Genomic DNA, 22,263 nt, shown 5'->3' on the forward strand with positions numbered 1-22,263 from the left:
TAGGACGTTGCCAGGGCGGCGTCGGGTGATCCTGGTGACAGGCGGTGAACACACCCTGGTCATGCCGTAGATGGCGAAGGACGAGCTTTTGCGCCGTCGCCCGCATGGAGGTGCGGGAGGTCGCGGGGAAGGTCCGCGAGCTGTCGCCCGGTCAGGGGCTGCGGGAGATGACCATGAGGTATTCGCAGGGGACGTTCGTCGGGTTGGCGAAGCCGTGGTCCGCGTCGGCCTGGAAGAACAGGGAGTCGCCGGTGTTCAGGGTCTCGCTGATTCCGCCGATCGCGACGGTCAGGGTGCCTTCGAGCACCACGAGTTGTTTCTCGGTACCCGGCGGATACGCGGGCAGCAGCCCGGTGGAGACCTGCGCGGGGAGGTGGTGGACGACCATCTCGGCTCCGCCCGCGCCCGGGGCTGCTGACACCATGTGCCGTTCGAAGCCGGTTTCCGGGTCGCGGAAGACGGGGCGGTCGTTCCTGCGCATGACGATGGCCACACCGGACGCGGCAGCGGCCGGCGCGCCGATCAGCTCCGAGAGCGACGCGTCGAGCGCGTGGGCGATCCTGGACGCGACGCCGATCGTCGGGCTCTTCTCACCGCGTTCGACCTTGGACAGCATCGCCCGGCTGACCGACGACCGCGTGGACAGTTGCTCCAGCGTCAGGCCCGCCTCCTCGCGGCGTCGCCGCACGTTCCCGCCGAACGCACCCGCCAGGTCGTCACCATGCCCTGGTTCGGCCGCGTTTCCGTCCTGCTCGACCACCGTGCTCCTCGTTCGACGGGTACTTCGCCGCCCACAGTCTAGTGTTTCTCCTAAAGAAGAACTAGTCTCCTATCGGAGACGCGAGAGCTGCGCCGCGCCCGACCTGACGGAGGTTCCATGCGTTTGATCTCGAGTGGCCGCCACCATGCCACGTTCGAATTCGGCGAGTTGCGGGTGATCTCGTTACGAGACGGGTACATCGACATGCCGCCGACCCGGCTCCGCGACGAGGACGGGCGCACGTTCGATGTGCTGCCGGCCGCCGTCCCGCTGGCCGGCGACAACCTGCGGCTGTCGGTCAACGCCTTCTTCATCACCGACGGCACGCGGTCGCTCCTCATCGACACCGGCGCCTCCAACGCCTGGCACGACCCCACCATGGGACTGATCTACGACGCGCTCGACGAAGCGGGGATCGACCGCGCGCGGATCACCGATGTGGCCATCACCCACAAGCACGAAGACCACGTGAGCGGCCTGATCGCACCGGACGGTTCACAGGCTTTCGCCGCACTCGAGCGCGTGTGGATCGGCGCGGGCGACACCTCGGTGTTCACGGGGCGACTCGAGCCGGTCCGCGACCGGGTCGTACCCGTGTCGGAGAAGGTCGCGATCAACGACTGGACCACCGCGATCCCGACACCGGGCCACACACCCGGTCACACCGTCTACGACGTCAGGAGCGGCGCCGGCCACCTCCTCGTCTGGGGCGACACCGTTCACGTTCCCACGCTCCAGTTCGATCAGCCGCACGTGTCCTGGGAGTTCGACGGCGACCAGTCCCAGGCCCGCGCCGCGCGAGCGGCCCTCCTCCGACAACTGACCCAGCCGCACCACTACGTCGCCGGTGCCCACCTCGACTCACCCGGCATCGCCCGCGTGACCCCCTCCGGCGACGGTTACGCGCTGGAGTACCTCGCCCCACCGATCGCCTGATCGATCACGGCGTCACCGAACCCGAGGAAGTGGTGTCCGAGGGCGACGACCTCCGCGTCAGCGGCCGGGCCGCGCGTGGTGCGGCCGATATCCGATGGACCCTCCCGGGGCGTCGTTGGCACAGTGGACGCCATGGTCACACCCACCGCCGCCTTCGTGCCCGGCATCGACCTCGCGAGGACCCTGTACGAGGAGGGGGTGCGGCCGATCCTCCGCGCCGCCCTTCCCGGGCTGCGGTACGCCGCGGCCCGGGTCGGTGCGGGGTCCGAGGTGCTGGGGTTCGACACCGTGCGCTCGGCCGACCACGACTGGGGGCCGCGGCTGGAGCTGTTCCTCGCTGCCGAGGACGCGGAGCGCCACGGCGGGCGGATCCGCGAACTCCTGGCGCACCGGCTGCCCAAGCAGGTGCTCGGCTGGCCCACCCACTTCCGCTCCAGCGGCGATCCCCTTGATCCGGTGGGGCACATGGAGCCGACCCGGGGCCCGGTCGACCACCGGGTCACCGTGCACGACGTGGGCGGCTGGCTGGCCGCGCGGCTCGGCCCGTGCGTGGCGGGCTGGGGTGACGAGGGGCCGGAGGTCGGCGACTGGCTGGCGCTGCCGCAGCAGAGACTGGCCGAGGTGACCGGAGGCGCCGTGTTCCGCGACGACCTGGGCGATCTCACGGCGGTCCGGCGGCGGCTGGCGTGGTACCCGGACCAGGTCTGGCGGTACCTGCTGGCCTGCCAGTGGCAGCGGATCTCCCAGGAGGAGGCGTTCGTCGGCCGCTGCGCGGAAGTCGGCGACGATTTGGGCTCCGCCGTCGTGGCCGCACGTCTGGTCCGCGAGCTGATGCGGCTGACGTTGCTGACGGAGCGCCGCTACGCGCCGTACGGCAAGTGGCTCGGCAGCGCCTTCGCTCGGTCGAGGGCGGCCGAACTCCTGGCGCCGTCCCTGCACGGTGCTCTGACGGCGGCCGACCATCCCTCCCGGGAGCGGCACCTGTGCGAGGCGTACGAGACGGCGGGCCGGATCCACAACGCCACCGGGCTCACGGATGCGGTCGATCCGACGCGCCGGCCGTACCACAGCCGGCCGTTCCTGGTCCTGCACGCCGAACGCTTCGCCCGGGCCCTGATGGAGACGGTCACCGATCCCCGCCTGCGCAGCCTGCCGTTGACCGGAGGCGTCGACCAGTGGGCCGACAGTACGGACCTCCTGGGCCGGCCGGACGCCATCCGCGCTGCCACGGACGCCATCGCCCGACCGTGACGGGGTCCACGAGCAGGACGGTGTCCGCCGGAGTCAGGTGCTGCTGGCGGATCCCGACTGCCGGATGCCGATGAGGATCTGCTCCAGCGAGTCCTTGTCCGGCGAGAGCACGTCGTCGTCGACCGAGCCCTCGAACACCACGTAGCCGCCGCCCTTGGCCTGGAAGGTGGCCAGCAGGACGTAGCCCTGGGCGCCGGTGGAGGTGCTCACGTGCCAGCGGTCGACGTAGCCGGGCACGCCGTCCACGCTCATCGGGCCCGAGCCGTAGTCGGTGTGCTGGGTGACTCCGGGGTAGAGCGCGCCCGCCCATCCGGGCATCGCGGTGTCGGCGGCGTCCTTGGCCGTGGCGCCCTGGAGCACGTTCTTGCCGACGCCGAACATCCCCCGTACACAGCGGTGGCCGCCGTTGCAGCTGTACTTGCCGGTGCCTTCGAACATCGACCAGTTCGGGCGGTCGGTCTCGGTGGCCCAGCCGTCGAGGAGCGGGACGGTGATGGCGTGCTGGGGGTCCGGCGCGATGCCCGTGACGGCCGGCGCGGGCTTGGGTGTGGTGGGCGCCGGGGTGGGGGTGGGGCCGGGCGTGGGGGAGGCGCTCCGGGAGGTGCTGAGCGTCGGGCTCGGGGTCGGGCCGGCCTGCGGGGTGCCGCCGTGGCTGAACGCGAACGCGGCGGCGATCCCGGCCAGGGCCAGCACGCCGGCCGCGGCGCCGACGACCACGGCCGGCCTGGTGCGGCGGGGGCTCGGCGGGGGTGGGTACACCGGGCCGGGGTAGCCGTAGCCGGGCGGTGCGGCGACGACCTGGACTGGCCGGACGTCGTTGGTCCAGGCGTTGCCGTCCCACCAGCGCTCGTACCTGGAGGTGTTGTCCGTGCCGGGGACCGGGTACCACCCGGGGGGCGTCGAGTTGGTCACGGACGTACGCTACCGGCCCGCCCTTGGCAGGCCCCGAGCGGGTACGTCCCAAGCCGACACCGGCAACGGCAACGGCCCCCGGTCCCGCTGCCCGGCGAACAGTTCGCTCGCCCCCTGCGGTATGACGTCACCTCACCTGCCCGAGCCCCTGAGTGGCCGGCCCCGACCACCCTGGTTGCCGACGTCGAGCGCGTGGGTGGGATCATCCTCCGATGCGAGAGATCGACGAGTTGACCGTTGTGGACGATCCGGCGTGGCCCGAGCTCGAGGAGGAGCTCGCGGCGACGACCGTGCCCGTGGAGGTCCTTCCTGCCGACCGGGACGAGGGACGCCGGTGCCTCCTGCAGCTGCAGGTCACGGCTCGATCGATGCTCGGCGCCCTGGTCCTGAACACGGGCGGCTTGCTCCTGGACAACGGGTGGGTACGGGTGTTCGGCGGCGGTCCGGTCGCTGACGGGAGTCTGCCGAGCCTGGGACGGATCAACGGGTTTCCCGCCGCCTTCGATCCCGCGTGGCATCCTGCGGACGGTCTCGTCGTCGGCCACGACGTCGTGGGCGGGGTGTTCGCCCTGAACGGCCACGACCCTGCGGGGGCAGGCCGTCCGGGGGCTCCAGGGCAGATGACCTACTTCGCTCCCGACACGCTCGAATGGGAAGCGCTGGAGCTGGGCCACTCGGGGTGGCTCTCCTGGCTGCTCTCGGGTGGCCCGGAGACCTTCTACGACGGCGTGCGCTGGCCCGGTTGGCGGGAGGAGGCAGCAGCCCTGACTCCGTCCCAGGGCATCACCGTGTTTCCGTTCCTGTGGTCCCGGGAAGCCCAGGCCGATCTCGCGACCACGAGCCGACGGGCGGTACCGATGCGCGAAGTCCTCGGGGTGGCGGCCGACTTCGCCGGGCAGATGGGGCTGGCCGATCCCGGATTCCTCGGCGAGGCCTGAGGCGCTTCCCGATCCTCCGGAGCCCCCACCCACGGTGTCGACGGACGGTCGTTCTTCGACACCGTTCCCCCTCGCCGGCCGGCCGGAGCGCGGGCAGCGCCCGTTGAGGCTCAAGGTGCCGTGCTGCTGGAGCAGGCGCAGCAGCTCGGCCTGCGACGGGGTGATGCCGTGGGGTTTGAGGGCCTGGATCAGCAGTCGGTTGCCTTCGCGCTGGGCTGCCAGGATCGCGAACCGCAGGTGTTCGGCCTTACGCACCGGCGTCCCTCCGGGTGGTCGGGAGGGCGGCGAGGAAGTCCTTGACCGCGGCGGCGTAGGTGACCGGGTGGGAGAAGCGGACCATGCGGCCGGTGCGCGGCAGCTCGGAGGTCCGGGATCACACCGCCCCGGGCGCGCGCGGTGGGCCGTCCGGAGCAATGTGGTCCGCGTCCGCTTGCGCCTGCTGCCGGCGCGGCCGCGCCACGCCGAACAATCGGCCTGGTCAGGACACCCAGGACGAGTCCGTGTGGCAGTGAGGGGAACGAACCGATGGACGGAACCGATCGCCCGAGTCGTCGAGCGCTGCTCGCCGGCGGGCTGGCGAGCGCTGCGGTCGCGCTCGCGGGGTGCACGACGACGAGGGCGGCCTCGCCCGTTTCGTCGGCGTCACCCGGCTCGCCCGCGAGCAGCACCTCGCCGGAGGCACGGCCCACCACGCCCGCCGCGGCCTTCGCGAGGCTGATGGACGGCAACAAGCGCTGGGTCAGCGGAGACCTGCACCACCCCAACCGGGACCCGAACCGGCGTCAACTGGTGGCCCAGGAACAGGAGCCCTACGGGTCGGTCCTCTCGTGCATCGACTCGCGCGTGCCGCCCGAGCTCCTCTTCGACACCGGCCTCGGCGACCTGTACGTGATGCGCACGGGCGGGGTGGCGGTCGGGCCGGTGGTCACCGGGTCCGTCGAGTACGGGCCCATGACGAGCAGCACCCCCCTCGTCGTGGTCCTCGGCCATCAGCGCTGCGGCGCCGTCAAGGCGGCGTACAACTCCTTCCGCGACGGCAAACCGCTGCCCGGCAACCTCCAGGCGATCGCCAAGGCCCTGCAGCCGGCGTACGACCAGGCGGTCAAGGAGGGCGGCGCCGACCCGGTCGAGACCATGTCCCGCGCCCAGGTCACGCTGACCGCGGCCGACCTGCGCTCCAACCAGGACCTGGCTCCACTCGTACAGAAGGGCGCCCTCGCCGTGGTCGGCGCGTACTACTCGCTCGACACCGGCGCGGTGGAAGTCCTCTCCGGCGCGCCCTAAGAGGTCGGACGGGCCGGGCCGGCTCGGCTGTACGGGCTCCAGCAGCCGGGCGGCCCTGAGCGCCGGGAAAGACCCTGCGGAAGAACCACCGAGGGGGCGCACGCTCCGGTGGGAAGGCACGCCGGAGGCTGCCGGCCTCGTGGCGGCGGAGGGTGATCGTCACCGGGGCTCCCTGGGCGTGCCCGGGGTCGGTCCGATCTCGCGCAGGTGGCGCCCGGTACTGGCCGTCTGCCGCTGGGATCCGGACAACTCGACGGCGGAGCCGGGGGAGTTCGCCCGGATCGTGGGCGCTCGACCGGCGTCGGCTTCTACGCTCGCACGGACACCGTGGTGCGAGGGGGAACGCCGTGGCCCGCAGGCCTGTTCGACGACGTCGGTCGAGTGCTGCCCGCCGGGTGCGGCAGGTGAGGGAGAACGCGCTGCTGGTGGGAGTGGCGGCGGTGGTCGTGCTCGCCGTGGTGTCGGTGGTGGTGCACTGGCTGGTTCAGCACCTGCTGTTGGTGGCCGGGTTGCTGGCGGTGGCCGCAGGGGCGGGTGTTGCGCGGCTGCGCTCGCGGGTGCGGGCGCGGCAGCGGGAGTTGGCGGTGCGGGCCGCGCAGTTGCGGCACATCGGACCGTTCCTGACGATGAGTCCGAAGGCGTTCGAGCACGCCTTGGCGGACCTGTGCCGGCGGGACGGCTGTACGAAGGTGACGGTGGTCGGCGGGGCCGGGGACCTGGCGGCGGACGTGCTGGCCACGACGCCCACCGGGCAGCGGATCCTGATCCAGGCCAAGCGGTACGGGCCGAAGACCTTCGTCGGTTCCCGGGACGTCCAGACGGTCAACGGCACCTACCGTGACGTGCACCGCTGCGACCTGGCCGCCGTGGTGACGACCAGCTCGTTCACCAAGGCCGCGGCCGCGTTCTGCGCTCAGGTCGGCATCCGGACCGTCGACCGGCGGGCGCTCGCGCTGTGGGCGGAGGGGACGGGCGGACCGCCCTGGGCCTGATTCCACCCGCCGCCGCGCTCACACCGGCTGGACGCTCACCTGCGAGCGCACCAGCTCCTGGTACGGCCCCGGCACGGCCAGGAGTTCGTGGTGCCGGCCGGTCTGGACGACCCGTCCGTCCTGGAGGACGACGATCAGGTCGGCGTTCATGATGGTGGACAGCCGGTGGGCGATGACGATGCGGGTGCACTCCAGGCCGGCGAGCGCCTCGGCGATCCTCGACTCGGTCACCGTGTCCAGGGCGCTGGTGGCCTCGTCGAGCACCAGCACGCCGGGCCGCCGGGCGAGGGCGCGGGCCAGGGCGACGCGTTGGCGCTGGCCGCCGGACAGGCTTCCGCCCATCTCCCGGATCTGGGTGTGGTAGCCCAGCGGCATGGCCTCGATGTCCTGGTGGATCTGGGCCTGCCGGGCGGCCTCGCGCACCAGTTCCCGGTCCGCGTCGGGTACGCCGAAGGCGATGTTCTCCTCGATCGACCGGTTGCTGAGGACGATGTCCTGGGGCACGTAGGCGACCCGGCGGTAGAAGGAGTCCGCGCTGATCTCGCCCAGGGGCAGGCCGTCGAAGGCGATGCTGCCGGTCGCGGCCGGGTAGAGGCCCATGAGCAGCTTGCCGAGGGTGCTCTTGCCCGAGCCGGAGCCGCCGACGATCGCCACGCTCTGACCGGCCCGGACGTCGAAGCTGACGCCCCGCAGGGCCGGGGTCTTCGCGCCGGGGTAGGTGAAGCCGACCTCGCGCAGCGAGACGTCGCCCCGCAGGTCGGCCGCCAGGTCGCCGAACACGGCCGGGGCCGGGGGCTGGTGGAGGATGTCGCCGACCCGGGACACCTGGGCGTTCACGACGACGAGCTGGGAGAAGGCGCCGGACAGCGAGGTCACGGTGCCCAGGCTGGTGGCCGTCATGGCCTGGACGGCCACCGCCGTGCCCAGGTCGAGGCGCCCCTTCCAGACCATCCACAGGCCGGCCGTCAGGACCAGCAGCGGGCCGAAGACCTGGAACACGCTCTGGCCCGCGGAGGCCGCGCCCTGCAGGAGGATCCGCCGGCGGGTCCGGTCCATCACCCCGGCGTAGACCTTCGACCAGTCGGCGAGGAAGGAGTCCGTCATGCCCGAGACCTTCAGCGTCTCGATCGAGGCCAGCGCCTCCATCTGCAGGGAGGACGACTCGGCGGTCCGGTCGATCTCCAGGGCCGTCGTCCGCCGGATCGGCCGGTACGCGGCGGCGGCGACCGCGACCATGCACAGCAGCACCGCCGAGGCGATCAGCCCGAGGGGCACGGAGCCCAGGAAGACGTAGGTGAGCACCACCACCAGGCTGCCCAGGTCCAGCAGGACGGCGGCGACCTGACTGGAGATCATGTCCCGCACCGCGGCGATGCTGGACAGGCGGTACATCAGCTCGCCCTGGGAGCGGTTGGCGAAGTACTTGTAGGGAAGACCGAGCAGGGTGCGGAAGGTCCGGCCCATCATCAGCTCGCCGAGGCTCCGGATGACGGAGGAGAGGCAGACCGACCGCACCAGCGAGACGGCCAGGTAGGCCGCCATCGGCGCCAGGAGCGCGGCCAGCACCAGGGGCAGCGACAGCTCGGTGAAGTAGCGGGCGAAGCCGTTGACGGCCCGCTCGATCGCCATCGGCATGACGACGGTGAAGGCGTAGAGCAGCAGCGACATCAGGAAGGCGCCGGCCAGCGGCCCCTTCGTACCGCTCAGGGCCCGCAGGAACTCCCGCCACACGCTCGGCTCGTGGTGGCGCACCGGGGTGTAGGCGTCGGTGGGCGTCGCCTCCATCGCCAGGCCCGAGTAGTGGCCCTCGAACTCCTCGACGGTGACCTTGCGCCGGCCGCCGGACGGGTCGACGACGGTCGCGTGGCGTTCGGTGAGCTTCTCCAGCACCACCAGGTGGCTGTCGTCCCAGTAGGCGATGAGCGGGAACGCCAGCTTGCGCAGGCCGCCGGTGCCCGCGCGGAAGGTGCGCACCCGGAAGCCGTGCCCGCGCAGGATGTCCGCGGTCTCCCTGATGGTCAGGCCGTCCCGGCCGGTCTCGTGCTCCCGGCGCAGCCGCGCCACCGAGTCGGTCGAACCGTGCGCCGAGAGGATCATCGCGATGCAGCACAGCGCGCACTCGGTGGGTGCGAACTGGTGGACCTCCTTGACCCGCCGTACACGGCGCGGCAGCGGTATCCGAGGTACGCGCGACATCAGCGGCCTCCCAGGCACAGGGGCAGTTCGACCCGGCGGTCGGAGAGCATCAGTTGGGCGTAGTACCAGCCGGACCGGCCGTAGAGGAAGGACGGCAGGTCCGTCACCGAGCCGATGCCGAAGGACCAGCCGCCCTCGCCGTAGCGGTCGAGGAAGCGGCCGTGCAGGGCGGCGGCCTCGACGCGCAGGGCGGGCCAGTCGAGGCGGTCGGCCAGCCAGCAGAGCATCGCGAGGCGGCCGGCGGCGCCGTGGCAGAAGCTGATGTCGCCGCTGATTGCGTTGTTGATGATGTGCTCCACCTCCGGCGCGAGGGCCTCGCGGGCCTGCTGCGCCGAGTACCCCACGGCGCGCAGCAGCTTCGCGGCGGCGAAGGCGACACCGGTGTAGCCCTTGCACCAGCTGCTCCGGCTGGCGGCGTCCCGCAGGGAGTCGTCCTGCCAGCGGTGGCGCAGGTACGCGGAGGCGAAGGCGTCCAGGTGCTCGCGCACCCTGCCGCTGTCGTCCGTGCCGCTGTCGTCGGCGCCGCTCAGGGCGAGCGCGCTCAGGGCGGCGATCCGGCCGAAGCGGCCGTGGGCCAGACCGAGTTCGCCCTCATGCCCGGTGGGTGGGCCGTCCAGGTCCAGCAGGCGGTCGAGCAGCGGGCCGATGGCGGGGAGGCCGTTGTCGTCGGTGTACTCCGCGCGGTGGAGCAGGTAGCCGGCGAAGCCGTTGAGGTAGTCGAAGTCGTCGATGGACAAGCTGCGGACGTCGATGTCGGTGGCCAGGGTGGGCGGTACGACCCGAGCCGGGTCCGCGCCGCGCCTCCGCAGTTCCAGTCCGGTGACGACGGCGGAGAGCGCCCCCGTGAACGGCGAGAGAGCGGCCGCGGTCGTCGCCGTGGGCAGCTGCGGCGGCATCGCGGTGGCGTAGACGGCGGCGGGGTCGGCCCCGATCACGGACGTCCCGTGGGCGCGCCCGGCCTCGGCGAGGTAGAGCAGCAGTCCGCCGCCCTCGTGCAGCGCCGGGTCGACGGCGCCCAGTCGCAGGCCGTCCCCGTCCAGCCGGGGCATCAGCCAGGTCGGCCGGTCGGCCTCGCCGACCACGAGCTCGGCGAGGTCCGCGCGCCAGCCGGGCGCGTCATCGAGCGCCGGACCGGCGTGGACGGGCGGGCGGCGGACGTCCCAGACGTCGTCCACCGAACTGCCGAGCGCGTAGCCGAGGTAGGTCAGGTCGCGGCCCGCGGGGCGGTCGAAGAAGGCGGCGATGCTGCGCAGCGCCGCCTGCTGGGGAGTGCTGGGCAGCTCGACGGGGTCGCCGGAGGCGGTGACGACCGGTCGGCCGTCGCTGCCGCGCAGCTGCCGGGAGTCGCACGGCAGGTCGTAGAAGGGCACGTCGAGGTCGAGCAGTGCGGCCACCTCGTCGCGGAGGGCGGCGTCCGAGGCCTCCGGGGCGTCGAGGCCGCGGTGGCGCGGGGGCAGTTTGGCGAGCAGGTCCGCGCGGGCCGAGGGGCTCGCGAGGTGGGCCGGGTGGAGGGAGGCTTCGAGGAAGCGGGCGTAGAGGTAGGTGGGGCGGAGCACCTGGCGGATCGACCAGCCGCTCGTCCGCTCCACGACGCGTTCGATCGCGGTGCGGTGCGTCCCGAGCAGCGCGCGGGCCTCATCGAATCCCGCGGTGATCTCGCCGACCCACAGCCGGGGGTCGAGCTGCTCGCCCCGTACGGTGGCCATGTTGGTGCGGTGCTGGGGGACGGCGGGGGCCTGGTCGAACCGGATCTGGTCGGTGCCGGCGTCGACCAGGCCGTGGGACTGCAGCTTCTGGGAGCCTCCCGGGCTCACGCATCCGACGGCGGACAGGTCGACGTCGACGGTGGCGCCGCTGAAACGGGCCGGGAAGAGGAGCGTGTTGAGGACGGAAGCCTCGAGTTCGCGGTTCAGCGGCGAGGCCTGCGTGGCGGGCAGGGACACCAGGGTCTCGGTGTCGATCACCACGGGACCTTCGGCGGTGGCGATGACGTTCTCGTTGTGCAGGTCGGTGGCGCCGAGCATGGTCAGCAGCGCGGCGACCCGGCCGAACCGCCGGAAGTAGCGGGCCGGGCCGGCGGTTTCGTAGAGGTCGGTGTGCTGGACGCGCTCCTGCCACAGGTGGGTCGGGCGGGCGACGGTCGCGGGGTGGAGCGGGCCGAAGAATCCGCCGTCCGCGTCGGCCACGGAGCGCACGGCCTCCAGGAGCGGTTGAGCGCTGTCCTGTTGTGGCTTGTAGACGGCGGTCGCGCCGTTCTCCCAGCCGACGAAGGAGACGGTCCGGCCGCCGCGGTGCGGGTCGCCGAGGCCGGGGACGAACGACACGACGCGCCCGCTGGTGGCGAAGGCGTTGTGGAGCAGGTGCCGGTCCTCCCAGGCGGCCTGGAGGACGCGCCGGGCGTGCTCGACGCGGCGCGCGGCGGTCAGCCGCAGCAGGCGATCCAACTCGGGGAAGCGGCCCAGCAGTTCCTTGCGGCCGTGCTCGCTCGCGGCCCAGGCGTGGAACTCGTCGTAGTCCATGCCCGCGAGGGCCGGATCGGTGCCGCGGGAGCGGAAGGCCGTGACGATGGTGCGCAGGCCGATGTCGCTGCAGGCGGCCATGATGGCGTGCAGGAGCGCGTCGGTGACCGCGGGGAGGTCGATGAAGTCGGCGAACTCCGGTTCCGCCAGCCGGTCCCAGCGGGTGAACCGCCGTGCGCTCTCGGCCAGCAGTTGGCGGTGGAAGCCGCCGAACACGTCCGCCTTGTCCTCGATCTTGTCCTCGATGCGCTGCCGCAGCAACGTCTCGAGGGTCTCCTCACTCAACTGCACTACGAGGCCTCGCCATTCGGTCGTCGATGGACGTCGGGGAGGACCGGCCCCGGGGTGTCCCGGGGCCGGTCCGTCAGAAGGGGATCAGCAGCGGCTGGTGCATGCCGTGGTCGGGCAACCACCGCCCCAGGACGAGCTGATGGAGCCGATGCCGCCGAGAACGGCCCCGACACCGGCGGCGGTGGCCGCGGTGGCCGCGATGACCTGCCAGGTGCCGACCGCGATGCTGTCCGGCTCCGCGGCCAGCTCCACCAGCTCGTCCTCCGGGATGAAGCCGGTGCTGGCGTCCATGAGGATGTCGCTCATGTCTCTTCCTTTCCTAGGGTGTTGACCAAGAGGTATTGATCAAGAGGTATTGATCAAGCAAGGTCCCCGGAGGGTCCGGGAACCCGTTCAGCGACGGCCCACGCCGACGGACGTCGGCGGGCGTGGGCCGCCAAACTTCAGGCGAGGCTCAGCACGCAGGGGTAGGCGTCCGGGGCCAGGTGGCGCAGGACGGACCAGGCGAAGCCCGCCCGGCCCACCAGCAGGCTGCTGCTGTGGCCGTACTTGGTGTCGGCGCGCTCCTCGTAGCGCTCGACGACCTCGGTGAACAGGCGCGGGTAGAGGTCGTCGGGCAGGCGCCCGCCGAACAGGCCGGGCAGCTCCCGCTCCGCCATGACGGCGATCTCCGTGCTCGCCAGGTCGCCGTGGCAGTACGTCGGGTTGTTGCCGAAGCCGCGGTGCAGGGTCAGCTCGGCGAGCCGTTCCAGCCGCGGGCGGGGAATCGCGCCCGGAGCGTGGCGCTCGACCGTGAGCGCGCCCAGCAGCATCCCGGGCGCACCGTGGCACCAGGCGTACGAGCGGTCGTCGCCGCCCCAGACCCGCGGCCAGTCCCGGTCGCCCGGGTCGTAGGCGTCGAGCACCGCGCCGAGGATCTCGAGGCCGAGCTCGCGCACCTCCACGTCGCCGAAGAGCGTGCCGTACCGGATCAGCACCGGGGCGATCCCCATCGCGCCGTGGGCGTACCCGGTGTACGGGGTGACCTGCCCGGACTCGGCCTTGAGGCCGCGGAGCAGGCGCGCCTCCTCGGCGGCGATCGTCCGGGCGGCCTCCTCGACGAGCTGCCGGTCGGCGTCCTCCCGCGCGTCGCGGTGCAGGGCGAGGCAGACGGCGAGCGTGCCGGCCATGCCGCTGACGAAGTCGCAGCCCACCGCCGGCTCGGCGCGCCGGGCGAGCTCGCCGGCCAGTTCGCCGAGCGTCATGGCGCCGCCGGTGGTGCCGATGGCGTCGGTGCCCGTGGTGCCCAGCAGCCGTCGGGCCGTGGCGAGGGCGTACACGGTGCCCGCGAGGCCGGTCATCCCGCCGAGGGAGGTCCTCGGACCGGCCAGCGCCTCGCGCCGGAGCTGGTACTCCAAGGGGCCGAGCACCCGGGTCGCCGCGGCCGCGTACCGCTCGTCCCCGGTCTCGCGGGCGAGCCCGGCGAGGACGAGGGCGAGTCCGGGGCTGCCGCCGTAGAGGTCGAAGCCCAGCGTGCCCGGGCACCACTGGCTCTGTTCGGCCGTCATGACCTGGGGAGCAATCCAGGTGGCCGGGTACCGGTCGTCCCGGCCCAGGACCATCCCCTCGACCAGGCCGTCCCCGATGCGGACGGCCTCGGCCAGCAGCCGCGCCCGGTCCACGGTCGCGGGTGCCGCGCCGACGGGCCGGACCGGGGCGAAGCCGGTCGGCTCCTGTTCCACCGGGAGCTTGTGGACGAAGGCGAGGTCGACCAGGAGTAGCTCGCGTTCGATCGCCGCCGGGCTCAGGGCGGCGATGCGCGCCCGGACCGTCTCCAGGGCGGGCTCCTGGAACGCCCCGGACCGGACGACCGAGGTGCCGGCGGTTTCGGCCCCGGTCCCGGCGAACACGGCGGTGGAGCGCGGCGTGTAGGAGAAGTACGGGACGTCCCAGGCCGCGAGCTGACGGACCTCCTCGTCGACCAGCTCGGCCGCGTCGCCGGTCCGCAGCACCACCCGGTTCAGTACGGCCGCCCTGACCAGCGGGTCGCGCAGCGCGGTGGGGTGGGTGGCCATCCTCAGGAGCTGGGTGTAGAACATCGTGGGGTTGTTGACGTACCGGAAGCGGACGTCGCCGAGGTGGGTCTCGATCGCGGCCATCACTTCGTCGCGGTGCGCGCTCGCGTACTCCAGGACCCGGCGCAACTCCCGCTTGATGACGTCGCGTTGCATCGGCACCGGCACGGCGGTGGCACCGCGCACGGAGAGGTTCGCGTTGGCGGCCACCGTCCGCCCGGCCGCGAGTTCCACGAACATGTCGTCGCGGCCCGGATTGCGCACGGCCAGCGTTCGGAACGGGATGTCCTGGCCCGGGTCGTAGCCGATGGCACCGATGTCCAGGCCCCGGTCGGCATCGCCGGGCTTCAGGAGCGTCGGCAGGATGCCGATCGCCGCGACGGATTCACGGATCGCGGTGGCGGCCTCGTGCGCGGCGGACCGGCTGCCGTCATCGGACGGCACGTCGAGCCGCGGGGTGAGCAGCGTCTCGGTGTCGATGACGACCGGACCGGCCGCGCCCGTGACCACGTTCTCGTAGTGGATGTCGGTGGCCTTGAGCAGGTGGAGCACCCCGGTGAGCCGGCCTATGTGCGCGAAGTACTCCTCGGCGTCGCCGGTGAACTCCTCGGTGCGGACGTACTCGACGAACCCGCCGTCCCCGGTCGGCACCGCGCTGATCGTGCGCAGACCGGTGCCCAGACGCTCGTTGATCCAGGCGACGAAGGCGTTGTACCCGATCTCGGCCTCGATCGGATGCGGCTTGTAGATCACCCGGCTGCCGTCCGCGAAGCGGATCCGGGCCGTCGACCTCCCGCCGTTGTGGGTGTCGCCCTGGCCCAGCGAGATCGCGGTGACCAGCGGGTCCGGGCCGATTCCGGGGATGCGGGCGGCGAGCTCCTCGCGGTGGCGTCCGGCCGCTTCGATCACCTCCAGCAGGTAGTCCTCCGCCGACCGCACGCGCAGTCGCACGGCGCGGAAGAGCAGGGGATAGCGCTGGAGCATTTCGGCGTGCCCGGCAGCGCTGTTGGTCCAGGCCCGGAAACCGCGGTAGCGCTCCTCCGGGGTGTCGCCCGGCAGCGAACCGGCGGACCGGAGCCGGTGGAGCTCCTCCAGCAGGGCACGTAGCATCAGGGCGGAGACCGCCTCGGTCTGGGCCTGGACGAAGTCCCGGACGATCGTGTTCTCCGCCGCCACCACCGGTGAGGCGGCCACGGCGGCCTCGATCCGCCCCGCCCAGGTTCGGACGAAGTGGGCGAAGTAGTCCCCGAACAGGCCTTCCGGGTCGGATGCTGGGTGGTAGGCCCCCGGTACGGGAACGTCCGGGCCGGCGGCTCCGGCGTCATCGCCGCGCGCGGCTTCGTCGAGCAGGGTTTCGAACAGGCGGTCCCGGGCCGCGCCGTCCGGCAGCTCCGGAAGATAGGTGTGCAGGATTTCCGCCACTGCACTCGGCATTGGTGCACGCATGATGAGTGTTCCGGTTTCGCGGAGGGGTGGGGGTGCCGGGTGCTCAGCACCCGGCACCCCGGAGGGGATCAGTGCTGGCAGTTCTTCTGGCACTCGGCGGTGACGGTGCAGAGGTAGCCGTTGTTGCCCATCGCCCAGCTGGCGGCCGTGTAGGTGAGCACCTCGATGGGGCCGGTGAAGGTGCCGGCGCTCAGACCGTCGAGGTCCTGCTCGCTGATCTCTTCGAGGATGTCAACATTGGGATTGCGCATGGCAGTTGGCTCATTTCGAGATTCGGGCGGTCCCTGTTCGGACCGCTCTGGAGCCAGCGTCGCAGCGGCCGTCAACAGCCGCTCAACAGGCCGTCAACAGGAGATTCACGCCGCCTGTTGACCCGTACGCGAAGGCCCGTCCGTACGCTCCGTGGGGGAGTGAGCCGGTACGGACGGGCCTTTGTGAAGGGACAGGCTTTTGCGGGAACGGACGGCAGCTCTCAGCGGTCCGCGGGCCAGGTGCTTTCGATCACGCCGAGTTCGATCATGTCGTGGACCTCACGCGCCTCGTGGAGCCAGGACCCCAGGTGGTGGCGGTCGGCGACGTCGATCGCCTCGTGGATGCGGGCGCGGCCCTGCGTCCACTCGTCGAAGCGGGCGTGGGTGCGGGCCATCGTGACCAGGCACTCGGCGGTGAGGGCGGCGTTGCCGATGCGCCGGAAGGTCGCGAGGGCCTCGTCGAGGGCCGCGAACGCGTCGTCGCGGCGGCCGAGTTCGCGCAGCACGTCGCCGTGGTTGGTCAGGACGACGGCGGTGCCGTTGGCGTCCCCGTGGTCGCGCCACAGCACGATCGCCTCGCGGTAATGCAGTTCGGCCTCGTCGAGGTGCCCGGACACCCGCAGGGCGTCGGCCATGGTGCTCATGAAGATCGCGGTGCGGTGCCGGTTGCCGCCGCTGCTCAGGTGGAGGTCGAGGGCCGCGCGGGCGTGGGTGAGGGCCTGGTCGCCGTGGCCGGCCGCACCGTGCGCCACCGACAGGTAGGCGAGGGTGGCGGCCTGGCTCTCGGGGTCGTCGAACAGCGTGAGGGCCTCCTCGAAGGCCTCGATGGCGCGGTCGGGGCGTCGGGACATGCCGTGGCATGCGCCCAGGCTGCGCAGCAGCCAGGCGCGGCCGAGCCGGTCGTCGTGCTGTGCGGCGTGCTGTTCGTCGTGGCGTTCGGCGCGTCCGTGGGCGATGTCGAGCGCCTGCTGGAGGTAGCTCTCCCAGTGGCCGGTCCACCAGGAGGTCCGCATGTAGCCGAGGAGCCAGACGGCCATCCGCCAGGCGAGGTCGAAGCGGCGGCTCTCCCCGGCCTGCCGGATGGCCTCGCCGATGCCGGCGAGTTCGCGCCGGCACCAGGCGAGGGCCTGGGCCTCGTCGGTGAAGACGGGCAGCGGGGCGGGCGGCTCCTGGCCGAGCCGGGGCGGCAGTTGGCCGCCCTCGGGAATGGCCAGGCGGGCGTTCTCCAGGGCCAGCGCGTACCAGACGCACATCCGCAGCCGCGCCGCCTCGCGCTCCTGCTCGCTCTCGTCGGCCTCGGCGCATTCGACGGCGTACTCGGCGAGCAGGTCGTGGAGGCGGTAGCGCAGCGGGGCCGGGGTCTGGAGCAGGTGGGCGTCGACGAGCTGTTCGAGCAGCTCCTCGGCCCGCGCGGGGTCGCGGTCGAGGAGGGCGGCGGCGTCGGCCGGGCCGACCGTCTGACCGGACCACAGACCGAGGAGGCGGAAGGCCCGCGCGGCCTCTCGCTCGCCGGGCGACTCGCTGTCCCGCAGGGCGAGGTAGCTGGCGGCGAAGGTGGCGCGGACCTGGAGGTGCCCTGCCGCCAGGGTGCTCAGGCGACCGGGCCCCTCGGGGGCGAGCCGGTCGGCGAGGGTCGCCAGCGGCCAGGCCGGTCGGGCGGCCAGCCGGGCGCCGACGATGCGCAGGGCCAGCGGCAGGCCCCCACAGGCCGCCAGGATCCGCAGCGCGGCGTCGAGGTCCTGCTCGACCCGGTCGCTGCCGCACAGCGCGCACAGCAGGGCGCGCTGCTCCTCGACGTCCATGGGGGCGAGCGACAGGTGGTGGGGGGTCGGCAGGTCGGTGAGGGTGGAGCGGCTGGTGACGATCGCCGCGCTGTGGCCGGTGCCGGGCAGCAGCGGGAGCACCTGCCCGCTGTCGCGGGCGTTGTCAAGGAGCAGCAGCACGCGCCGCTCGGCGAGCACCGAGCGCAGCAGCGCCGCCCGGTGGCCGGTGTCCTCGGGCAGGGCTACGGCGAGGTCGGTCAACACGGACGCGAGCAGCTCGTGCGCGGTGCGCGGGGTCGCGGTGCCGTGGCCGCGCAGGTCCAGGTGGAGCTGCCCGTCCGGGAAGCGGTCGCGCAGCAGGTGGGCGGCGTGGACGGCGAGCGCGCTCTTGCCGACGCCGCCCATGCCGGTCACGGCCACCACGCCGGGGCCGTTCCCGTCCGCGGCCTGCTCCAGCACTGCGCGCAGCCGGCGCAGTTCGTTCTTGCGTCCGGTGAACAGCGTTGCGTCCAGCGGCAGTTGGGCTGGTGCCGACGGCGCGGGCGGCGCCGTCACGAGGCCGGCTTCGGGGACCGGCCGTGCCTTCCGTTGTTCCTTCGACTGCTCCTTCAACAGGAGCGGGTCGGCGGTCAGCACCCGTTGGTGAACGGCCCGCAGGGCCGGGCCCGGATCCACGCCCAGCTCCTCGGCCAGCGCCGTGCGCACGGTCTCGAACACCTCGAGCGCCTCGGCCTGGCGCCCGCCGCGGTACAGCGCGGTGACGAGCAGGACGTGCAGCGACTCGTGCAGCGGGTGCTCGGCCGCCCAACGGCTCAGCTCCGGAGTCACCTCGGTGTGCCGCCCCAGCTCCAGCTCCGCCTCGAAGTACCACTCCAGGGCCTGCAGATGCGCCTCGCACAGGTGCCTGACCTCGGCCTCCAACGTGTGCAGGACCGGAAGGTCCGACAGCGGCCGACCGCGCCACAACGCCATGGCCGCGCCGGCGTGCCCGCTCACGGCCGGCCAGTCCCGCCGCCCACGGGCCTCGCGGGCGAGGGTGAGCAGACCGGTGAACTCCCGGACGTCCAGCTCCCCCTCGTCCACCCGCAGCAGCGGCCCGTACGGGGTCGCGGACAGCCGCGACCCATCCTCGGCCTCGGCCTCCAACGCCCGCCGCAGCCGCATCACATGATTGGCCAGCGAGGACGCCGCGGTCACCGGCGGCTCCTCGCCCCACAGCGCGCCCTGAAGACTGCTCGGCGACACCGCCCGGTTCGCCTGCAACAACAACGCAGCCAGCAGCGCCCGGACCTTCGGCCCGCCCACCGGCACCACCCGATCGCCCCGCCGCACCGCGACCGGGCCGAGCAAGCTGAAACGCACGACTCCCCCAAGACCGACCGGCAGAGCCGGCCGGGTCGATCACCCCGTTGCAGCGATGCTATCCACCGCGCCCGACCTTCGGCTCCCCGCCCGGATCAAGCGCATGCCCAGCTCAGTACGGCCGCGGCGGCCCGCCGTCGGGGCGGAACCACGGGATGCGGTCTCCGGCCCGGGATCTCACCGGTGAGGCGCCACCCGCCTGCTACGCGCGTCGAACCGAGGGAACCCTTCCGGCCCGGTTGGCGTCATGGACCTCGGAGACAGCAGGCAGGTGTAGTCGGGGGGAGTGTCGTCGATGGACTTCAGGGCGCGCATGGGGAAGCTGGGCAACGGTTCGCGGGTGGCCATAGCGGTGGCGGTCGTCGCCGTGGCGGCGACCGCCTGGGTGGTGCCGACGGTCACCGAATCGACCGCCGCTCCCCATCAGAACGTCGCGCAGCAGGGGGAGTCGAACGACGGCGACCACAGCGGCCAGGACGGCGCCCAGGGCAGCGGCGGTGGCGGCGGTACGCAGCAGGGGCGCATACCGGAGGGCATAGCCCACGCCTCCGAGACCGGGGGCAACGCCGTCAACATCACCATCGACGACGGCCCGGACCCGGTCTGGACCCCGAAGGTCCTCGACGTGCTCAAGCGGTACGGCGTGAAGGCGACGTTCTGCATGATCGGGCCTCAGGCCAAGGCCCACCCCGACCTGGTCAAGCAGGTCGTCGCGGCCGGCCACCGGCTCTGCGACCACACCGTGGACCACGACACCACCATGGACAAGAAGCCCGTCGCCTACCAGGAGAAGGAGATCCTGGACGCGAAGAAGATGATCGAGCAGGCCGCGGGCGGCGGTGCCGAAGTGATGTACTACCGGGCCCCCGGCGGCGCGTTCACGCCCGACAGCCGACGCATCGCCGCGGCGAACGGCATGCGCCCGCTCGGCTGGAACGTCGACTCGAAGGACTTCAGCAAGCCCGGCACGGCCGCCATCGTCGACACCGTCAAGAAGGAGATCGGCAACGGCCCGACCATCCTGTTCCACGACGGGGGCGGCGACCGTCAGCAGACCGTCGAGGCCCTCGGCCAGGTGCTCGGCTGGCTGAAGGCGCAGGGCCGTCCCACCGGCTTCCCGGTCCAGACCACCCCGTGACTGCGGGGGGCTGAAGGACCAGCCCTACCGCGCCTCTACCGGTTCGCCGGTGTCCTGGTCGAGGTTGAACACCCGCCGGTAGGAGTCGGTGACCACGGTGATCTGTGCCCGCCCGGTCCAACTCGCCTCCACCAGGCGGGCCTCGTCCGGGGCGCCGCCGACGTCGGCGAGCAGCCAGCGCCGGGCCGACCAGCCCTCGCCGCTCTCCAGCAGCACCTGCCAGTGCTCGCCGGCCTGCGGCCCGGAGTCGTACGAGCGGTGCACCACCACCAGGGCCCGTGCCGCGCCGGCCGGGGCGTCCTCGCGGCTGCGGGTCTCGGCCGCGGACACCTTGTGCGCGGCCAGCACGCCGAGCAGGAACACCACCCCGGCGGTCACCGTGACCGCCCGGGTGGCCGCCCGTACGGCGGTGCGGCGGTCGCTCAGCCAGGCGGCCGCGATCAGCGCGGCCAGCGCGCCGCCGAGCAGCAGTTCCGGTCGGTTCAGCAGGTCGGCGACCAGCATCAGGCCGCCCGAGCGGCTCTCCCACTGGCCCTCGGTGTACAGCAGGACGGCCGCCGCGCCGAGCGCCAGCAGCACCCGGACGAGGGTGCGCCTGCCCCGCGGCGTCCGCCGGTTCCAGCGCTCGTTCATCGACCCCCCGGTCATCGGCTCACAGCTCCGCGAGGAGTTTCCGGCCCTCCGGCCAGTCACCCAGCCCGGAGTCCGAGTTGACGTGCCCGTAGGCGCCCGGCTCGACGTACCGCGCGCCCCAGGCCTCGGCGAACTGCCGGGCCCGCTCGGGGGTCACCCACGGGTCGTCGGTGGAGGCGACCACCAGGGTCGGGAACGGGAAACGCTCCAGCGCCACCGGCCGGAAGCCCAGCAGCTCCGGCACCTCGGCGGTGTCGACGTCCGCCGGGGCGACCAGCAGCGCGCCCCGCACGGCGGCGGTCCGCTCGACCGACGCACCCGCGACCCAGCGGGCCGCCGTGATGCAGCCCAGGCTGTGCGCGACCAGCACCACCGGCCCCTCGGCGGCGGCCGAGTGCACCGCCGCGTCCACCCGGGCCACCCAGTCCTGCTGCTCCGGGTGGTCCCAGTCCGCCTGCTCGACCCGGCGGAAGGTCTCCGGCTCGGCGGCCTCCCAGCGGGTCTGCCAGTGCGCGGGGCCGGAGTTCTGGTAGCCGGGCAGGACGAGGTAGGTGACGCGGTCGGGCATGGGCTCCTCCGGGAGGCGGTCGGGCTGCGGACGGTGGACGTCCGGTGGTCAGGCAGCACGAGAGTCTAGGCCGCGCACGCCCCGGCGCCGCAGCCGGGCGTCGCACCCGCCGCCGGGCCCACAGTCGTATCAGCCGCCGTGCGCCGCCGGCCCCGGCGCGCACGGCTCACGACCGGCGCCCGAGCAGGGCGGTGCGCCGCCGCACGCCCGGTGCGCCCCGTTGCCAACGGCGGCGCCGGTACGGGAGGTTGGACCGGGCCCGAGCGCGGCGGCCGCCGCCCAGGCCCGCACCAGGCCTGATGCTCGATCACGTGGAGGGATGTCGGCGATGACATCGAAGATCCTGCTCGTCACCGGGGACGCCGCCGAGTCGCTGGAGGTGTTCTACCCGTACCAGCGGCTGCGCGAGGAGGGCTACCAGGTCGACATCGCGGCCCCGACCAAGAAACGCCTGCAGTTCGTGGTGCACGACTTCGTGGACGGCTACGACACGTACACGGAGAAGCCCGGCTACACCTGGCCCGCCGACCTCGCCCTGGCCGACGTCGACCCGGCCGACTACGTCGCCCTGGTCATCCCCGGAGGCCGCGCGCCCGAGTACCTGCGAAACGACCCGGACGTGCAGCGGATCGCCCGGCACTTCTTCGAAGGGGACAAGCCGGTCGCCCAGATCTGCCACGGCCCGCTGATCACCGCCGCCGCCGGGGTGCTCGACGGCCGCCGCACCTCCGCCTACCCCGCGCTCGCCCCGGACATCAAGGCGGCGGGCGCCGAGTTCGTGGAGGGCGAGGCGGTGGTGGACGGCGTGGTCGTCTCGGCCCGGGCCTGGCCCGACCACCCGGCGTGGCTGCGGGCCTTCATCGAGGTCCTGCGCACCAAGGCCCCGCTCTCCTGACTTCTTCCGTCCGTACCCCGAGACTTCTCGGGGTACGGTTCCGGGTCCCGGTCAGGGTAGCGGGCCCTCCTCCG

The 22,263-nt window shown here is 72.8% G+C and carries 17 protein-coding genes; 7 read left to right on the top strand and 10 right to left on the bottom strand.

What is annotated here, in order from left to right:
* Positions 1-151 precede the first annotated feature (151 nt).
* Entirely contained in the window at positions 152-760 is a 609-nt protein-coding gene (locus O1G21_RS35360) for a helix-turn-helix domain-containing protein (RefSeq protein WP_270149534.1), read from the bottom strand.
* Positions 761-877: 117 nt separating this feature from the next.
* Here O1G21_RS35360 and O1G21_RS35365 point away from each other — a divergent pair, with 117 nt between their 5' ends.
* Positions 878-1,696 (top strand): MBL fold metallo-hydrolase, encoded by an 819-nt coding sequence (locus tag O1G21_RS35365; RefSeq protein ID WP_270149536.1) that lies wholly within the window; start codon positions 878-880, stop codon positions 1,694-1,696.
* A 132-nt stretch (positions 1,697-1,828) separates the two neighbouring features.
* Complete coding sequence (locus O1G21_RS35370; protein WP_270149538.1) at positions 1,829-2,947, top strand: DUF4037 domain-containing protein; 1,119 nt, start codon at positions 1,829-1,831, stop codon at positions 2,945-2,947.
* A 33-nt stretch (positions 2,948-2,980) separates the two neighbouring features.
* Here the strand turns inward: O1G21_RS35370 and O1G21_RS35375 are convergent, their stop codons facing one another.
* On the bottom strand, positions 2,981-3,859 hold the full coding sequence (locus tag O1G21_RS35375; RefSeq protein ID WP_270149540.1) for a DUF2510 domain-containing protein: 879 nt from the start codon (positions 3,857-3,859) through the stop codon (positions 2,981-2,983).
* A gap of 212 nt (positions 3,860-4,071) precedes the next feature.
* Here O1G21_RS35375 and O1G21_RS35380 point away from each other — a divergent pair, with 212 nt between their 5' ends.
* The 3 genes from O1G21_RS35380 to O1G21_RS35390 all read left to right on the top strand — a co-directional run bounded on the left by O1G21_RS35380 (position 4,072) and on the right by O1G21_RS35390 (position 7,073).
* On the top strand, positions 4,072-4,797 hold the full coding sequence (locus O1G21_RS35380) for a DUF2625 family protein (RefSeq protein ID WP_270149541.1): 726 nt from the start codon (positions 4,072-4,074) through the stop codon (positions 4,795-4,797).
* A gap of 525 nt (positions 4,798-5,322) precedes the next feature.
* Positions 5,323-6,081, top strand: coding sequence for a carbonic anhydrase (locus O1G21_RS35385; RefSeq protein WP_270149542.1), 759 nt, complete (start codon positions 5,323-5,325; stop codon positions 6,079-6,081).
* Positions 6,082-6,485: 404 nt separating this feature from the next.
* Positions 6,486-7,073 (top strand): restriction endonuclease, encoded by a 588-nt coding sequence (locus O1G21_RS35390; protein ID WP_270149544.1) that lies wholly within the window; start codon positions 6,486-6,488, stop codon positions 7,071-7,073.
* 18 nt (positions 7,074-7,091) lie between these two features.
* Here O1G21_RS35390 and O1G21_RS35395 read toward each other — a convergent pair whose 3' ends face one another.
* The 6 genes from O1G21_RS35395 to O1G21_RS35420 all read right to left on the bottom strand — a co-directional run bounded on the left by O1G21_RS35395 (position 7,092) and on the right by O1G21_RS35420 (position 18,955).
* Positions 7,092-9,269, bottom strand: coding sequence for a peptidase domain-containing ABC transporter (locus tag O1G21_RS35395; RefSeq protein WP_270149545.1), 2,178 nt, complete (start codon positions 9,267-9,269; stop codon positions 7,092-7,094).
* Positions 9,269-12,073, bottom strand: a complete 2,805-nt coding sequence (gene lanM / locus O1G21_RS35400) for a type 2 lanthipeptide synthetase LanM (protein ID WP_270149546.1) — start codon at positions 12,071-12,073, stop codon at positions 9,269-9,271. The genes O1G21_RS35395 and lanM (O1G21_RS35400) overlap by 1 nt, the downstream gene beginning before the upstream one ends.
* Before the next feature lie 90 nt (positions 12,074-12,163).
* Positions 12,164-12,385, bottom strand: coding sequence for a class II lanthipeptide, LchA2/BrtA2 family (locus O1G21_RS35405; protein WP_270149547.1), 222 nt, complete (start codon positions 12,383-12,385; stop codon positions 12,164-12,166).
* Between the two features lie 137 nt (positions 12,386-12,522).
* Positions 12,523-15,567: a type 2 lanthipeptide synthetase LanM gene (gene lanM / locus O1G21_RS35410; RefSeq protein ID WP_270149550.1), complete on the bottom strand. Its 3,045-nt coding sequence runs from the start codon at positions 15,565-15,567 to the stop codon at positions 12,523-12,525.
* An 80-nt stretch (positions 15,568-15,647) separates the two neighbouring features.
* A complete protein-coding gene (locus tag O1G21_RS35415) occupies positions 15,648-15,905 on the bottom strand; it encodes a plantaricin C family lantibiotic (protein ID WP_270149551.1) in 258 nt (85 codons plus the stop codon).
* Between the two features lie 146 nt (positions 15,906-16,051).
* Entirely contained in the window at positions 16,052-18,955 is a 2,904-nt protein-coding gene (locus O1G21_RS35420) for an AfsR/SARP family transcriptional regulator (RefSeq protein WP_270149553.1), read from the bottom strand.
* A 295-nt stretch (positions 18,956-19,250) separates the two neighbouring features.
* Here O1G21_RS35420 and O1G21_RS35425 point away from each other — a divergent pair, with 295 nt between their 5' ends.
* Positions 19,251-20,093 carry a polysaccharide deacetylase family protein gene (locus tag O1G21_RS35425; RefSeq protein WP_270149554.1) on the top strand — a complete coding sequence of 281 codons (843 nt, stop codon included), beginning with the start codon at positions 19,251-19,253 and terminating at the stop codon, positions 20,091-20,093.
* Positions 20,094-20,117: 24 nt separating this feature from the next.
* Here the strand turns inward: O1G21_RS35425 and O1G21_RS35430 are convergent, their stop codons facing one another.
* Together O1G21_RS35430 and O1G21_RS35435 are read right to left on the bottom strand one after the other, a co-directional pair.
* Entirely contained in the window at positions 20,118-20,741 is a 624-nt protein-coding gene (locus tag O1G21_RS35430) for a hypothetical protein (protein WP_270149555.1), read from the bottom strand.
* A 4-nt stretch (positions 20,742-20,745) separates the two neighbouring features.
* The gene (locus tag O1G21_RS35435) at positions 20,746-21,294 is read right to left on the bottom strand and encodes an RBBP9/YdeN family alpha/beta hydrolase (RefSeq protein WP_270149556.1); all 549 of its coding nucleotides are present in this window, start codon (positions 21,292-21,294) and stop codon (positions 20,746-20,748) included.
* 328 nt (positions 21,295-21,622) lie between these two features.
* On the opposite strand from O1G21_RS35435, the gene O1G21_RS35440 reads away from it, so the two are divergent.
* Positions 21,623-22,189 carry a DJ-1/PfpI family protein gene (locus O1G21_RS35440; RefSeq protein WP_270149558.1) on the top strand — a complete coding sequence of 189 codons (567 nt, stop codon included), beginning with the start codon at positions 21,623-21,625 and terminating at the stop codon, positions 22,187-22,189.
* The last annotated feature ends 74 nt before the right edge of the window (positions 22,190-22,263 follow it).

The sequence above is a fragment of the Kitasatospora cathayae genome (assembly GCF_027627435.1).
GTDB classification, from domain to species: Bacteria; Actinomycetota; Actinomycetes; order Streptomycetales; family Streptomycetaceae; genus Kitasatospora; species Kitasatospora cathayae.

What these genes read in the sequence shown, in the direction of transcription:
- O1G21_RS35425 (WP_270149554.1), top strand. Translation starts at nt 19,251, where the DNA reads ATGGACTTCAGGGCGCGCATGGGGAAGCTGGGCAACGGTTCGCGGGTG.
- O1G21_RS35365 (WP_270149536.1), top strand. Translation starts at nt 878, where the DNA reads ATGCGTTTGATCTCGAGTGGCCGCCACCATGCCACGTTCGAATTCGGC.
- O1G21_RS35370 (WP_270149538.1), top strand. Translation starts at nt 1,829, where the DNA reads ATGGTCACACCCACCGCCGCCTTCGTGCCCGGCATCGACCTCGCGAGG.
- O1G21_RS35385 (WP_270149542.1), top strand. Translation starts at nt 5,323, where the DNA reads ATGGACGGAACCGATCGCCCGAGTCGTCGAGCGCTGCTCGCCGGCGGG.
- O1G21_RS35430 (WP_270149555.1), bottom strand. Translation starts at nt 20,741, where the DNA reads ATGACCGGGGGGTCGATGAACGAGCGCTGGAACCGGCGGACGCCGCGG.
- O1G21_RS35380 (WP_270149541.1), top strand. Translation starts at nt 4,072, where the DNA reads ATGCGAGAGATCGACGAGTTGACCGTTGTGGACGATCCGGCGTGGCCC.
- lanM (WP_270149550.1), bottom strand. Translation starts at nt 15,567, where the DNA reads ATGCCGAGTGCAGTGGCGGAAATCCTGCACACCTATCTTCCGGAGCTG.
- O1G21_RS35405 (WP_270149547.1), bottom strand. Translation starts at nt 12,385, where the DNA reads ATGAGCGACATCCTCATGGACGCCAGCACCGGCTTCATCCCGGAGGAC.
- O1G21_RS35435 (WP_270149556.1), bottom strand. Translation starts at nt 21,294, where the DNA reads ATGCCCGACCGCGTCACCTACCTCGTCCTGCCCGGCTACCAGAACTCC.
- O1G21_RS35440 (WP_270149558.1), top strand. Translation starts at nt 21,623, where the DNA reads ATGACATCGAAGATCCTGCTCGTCACCGGGGACGCCGCCGAGTCGCTG.
- O1G21_RS35395 (WP_270149545.1), bottom strand. Translation starts at nt 9,269, where the DNA reads ATGTCGCGCGTACCTCGGATACCGCTGCCGCGCCGTGTACGGCGGGTC.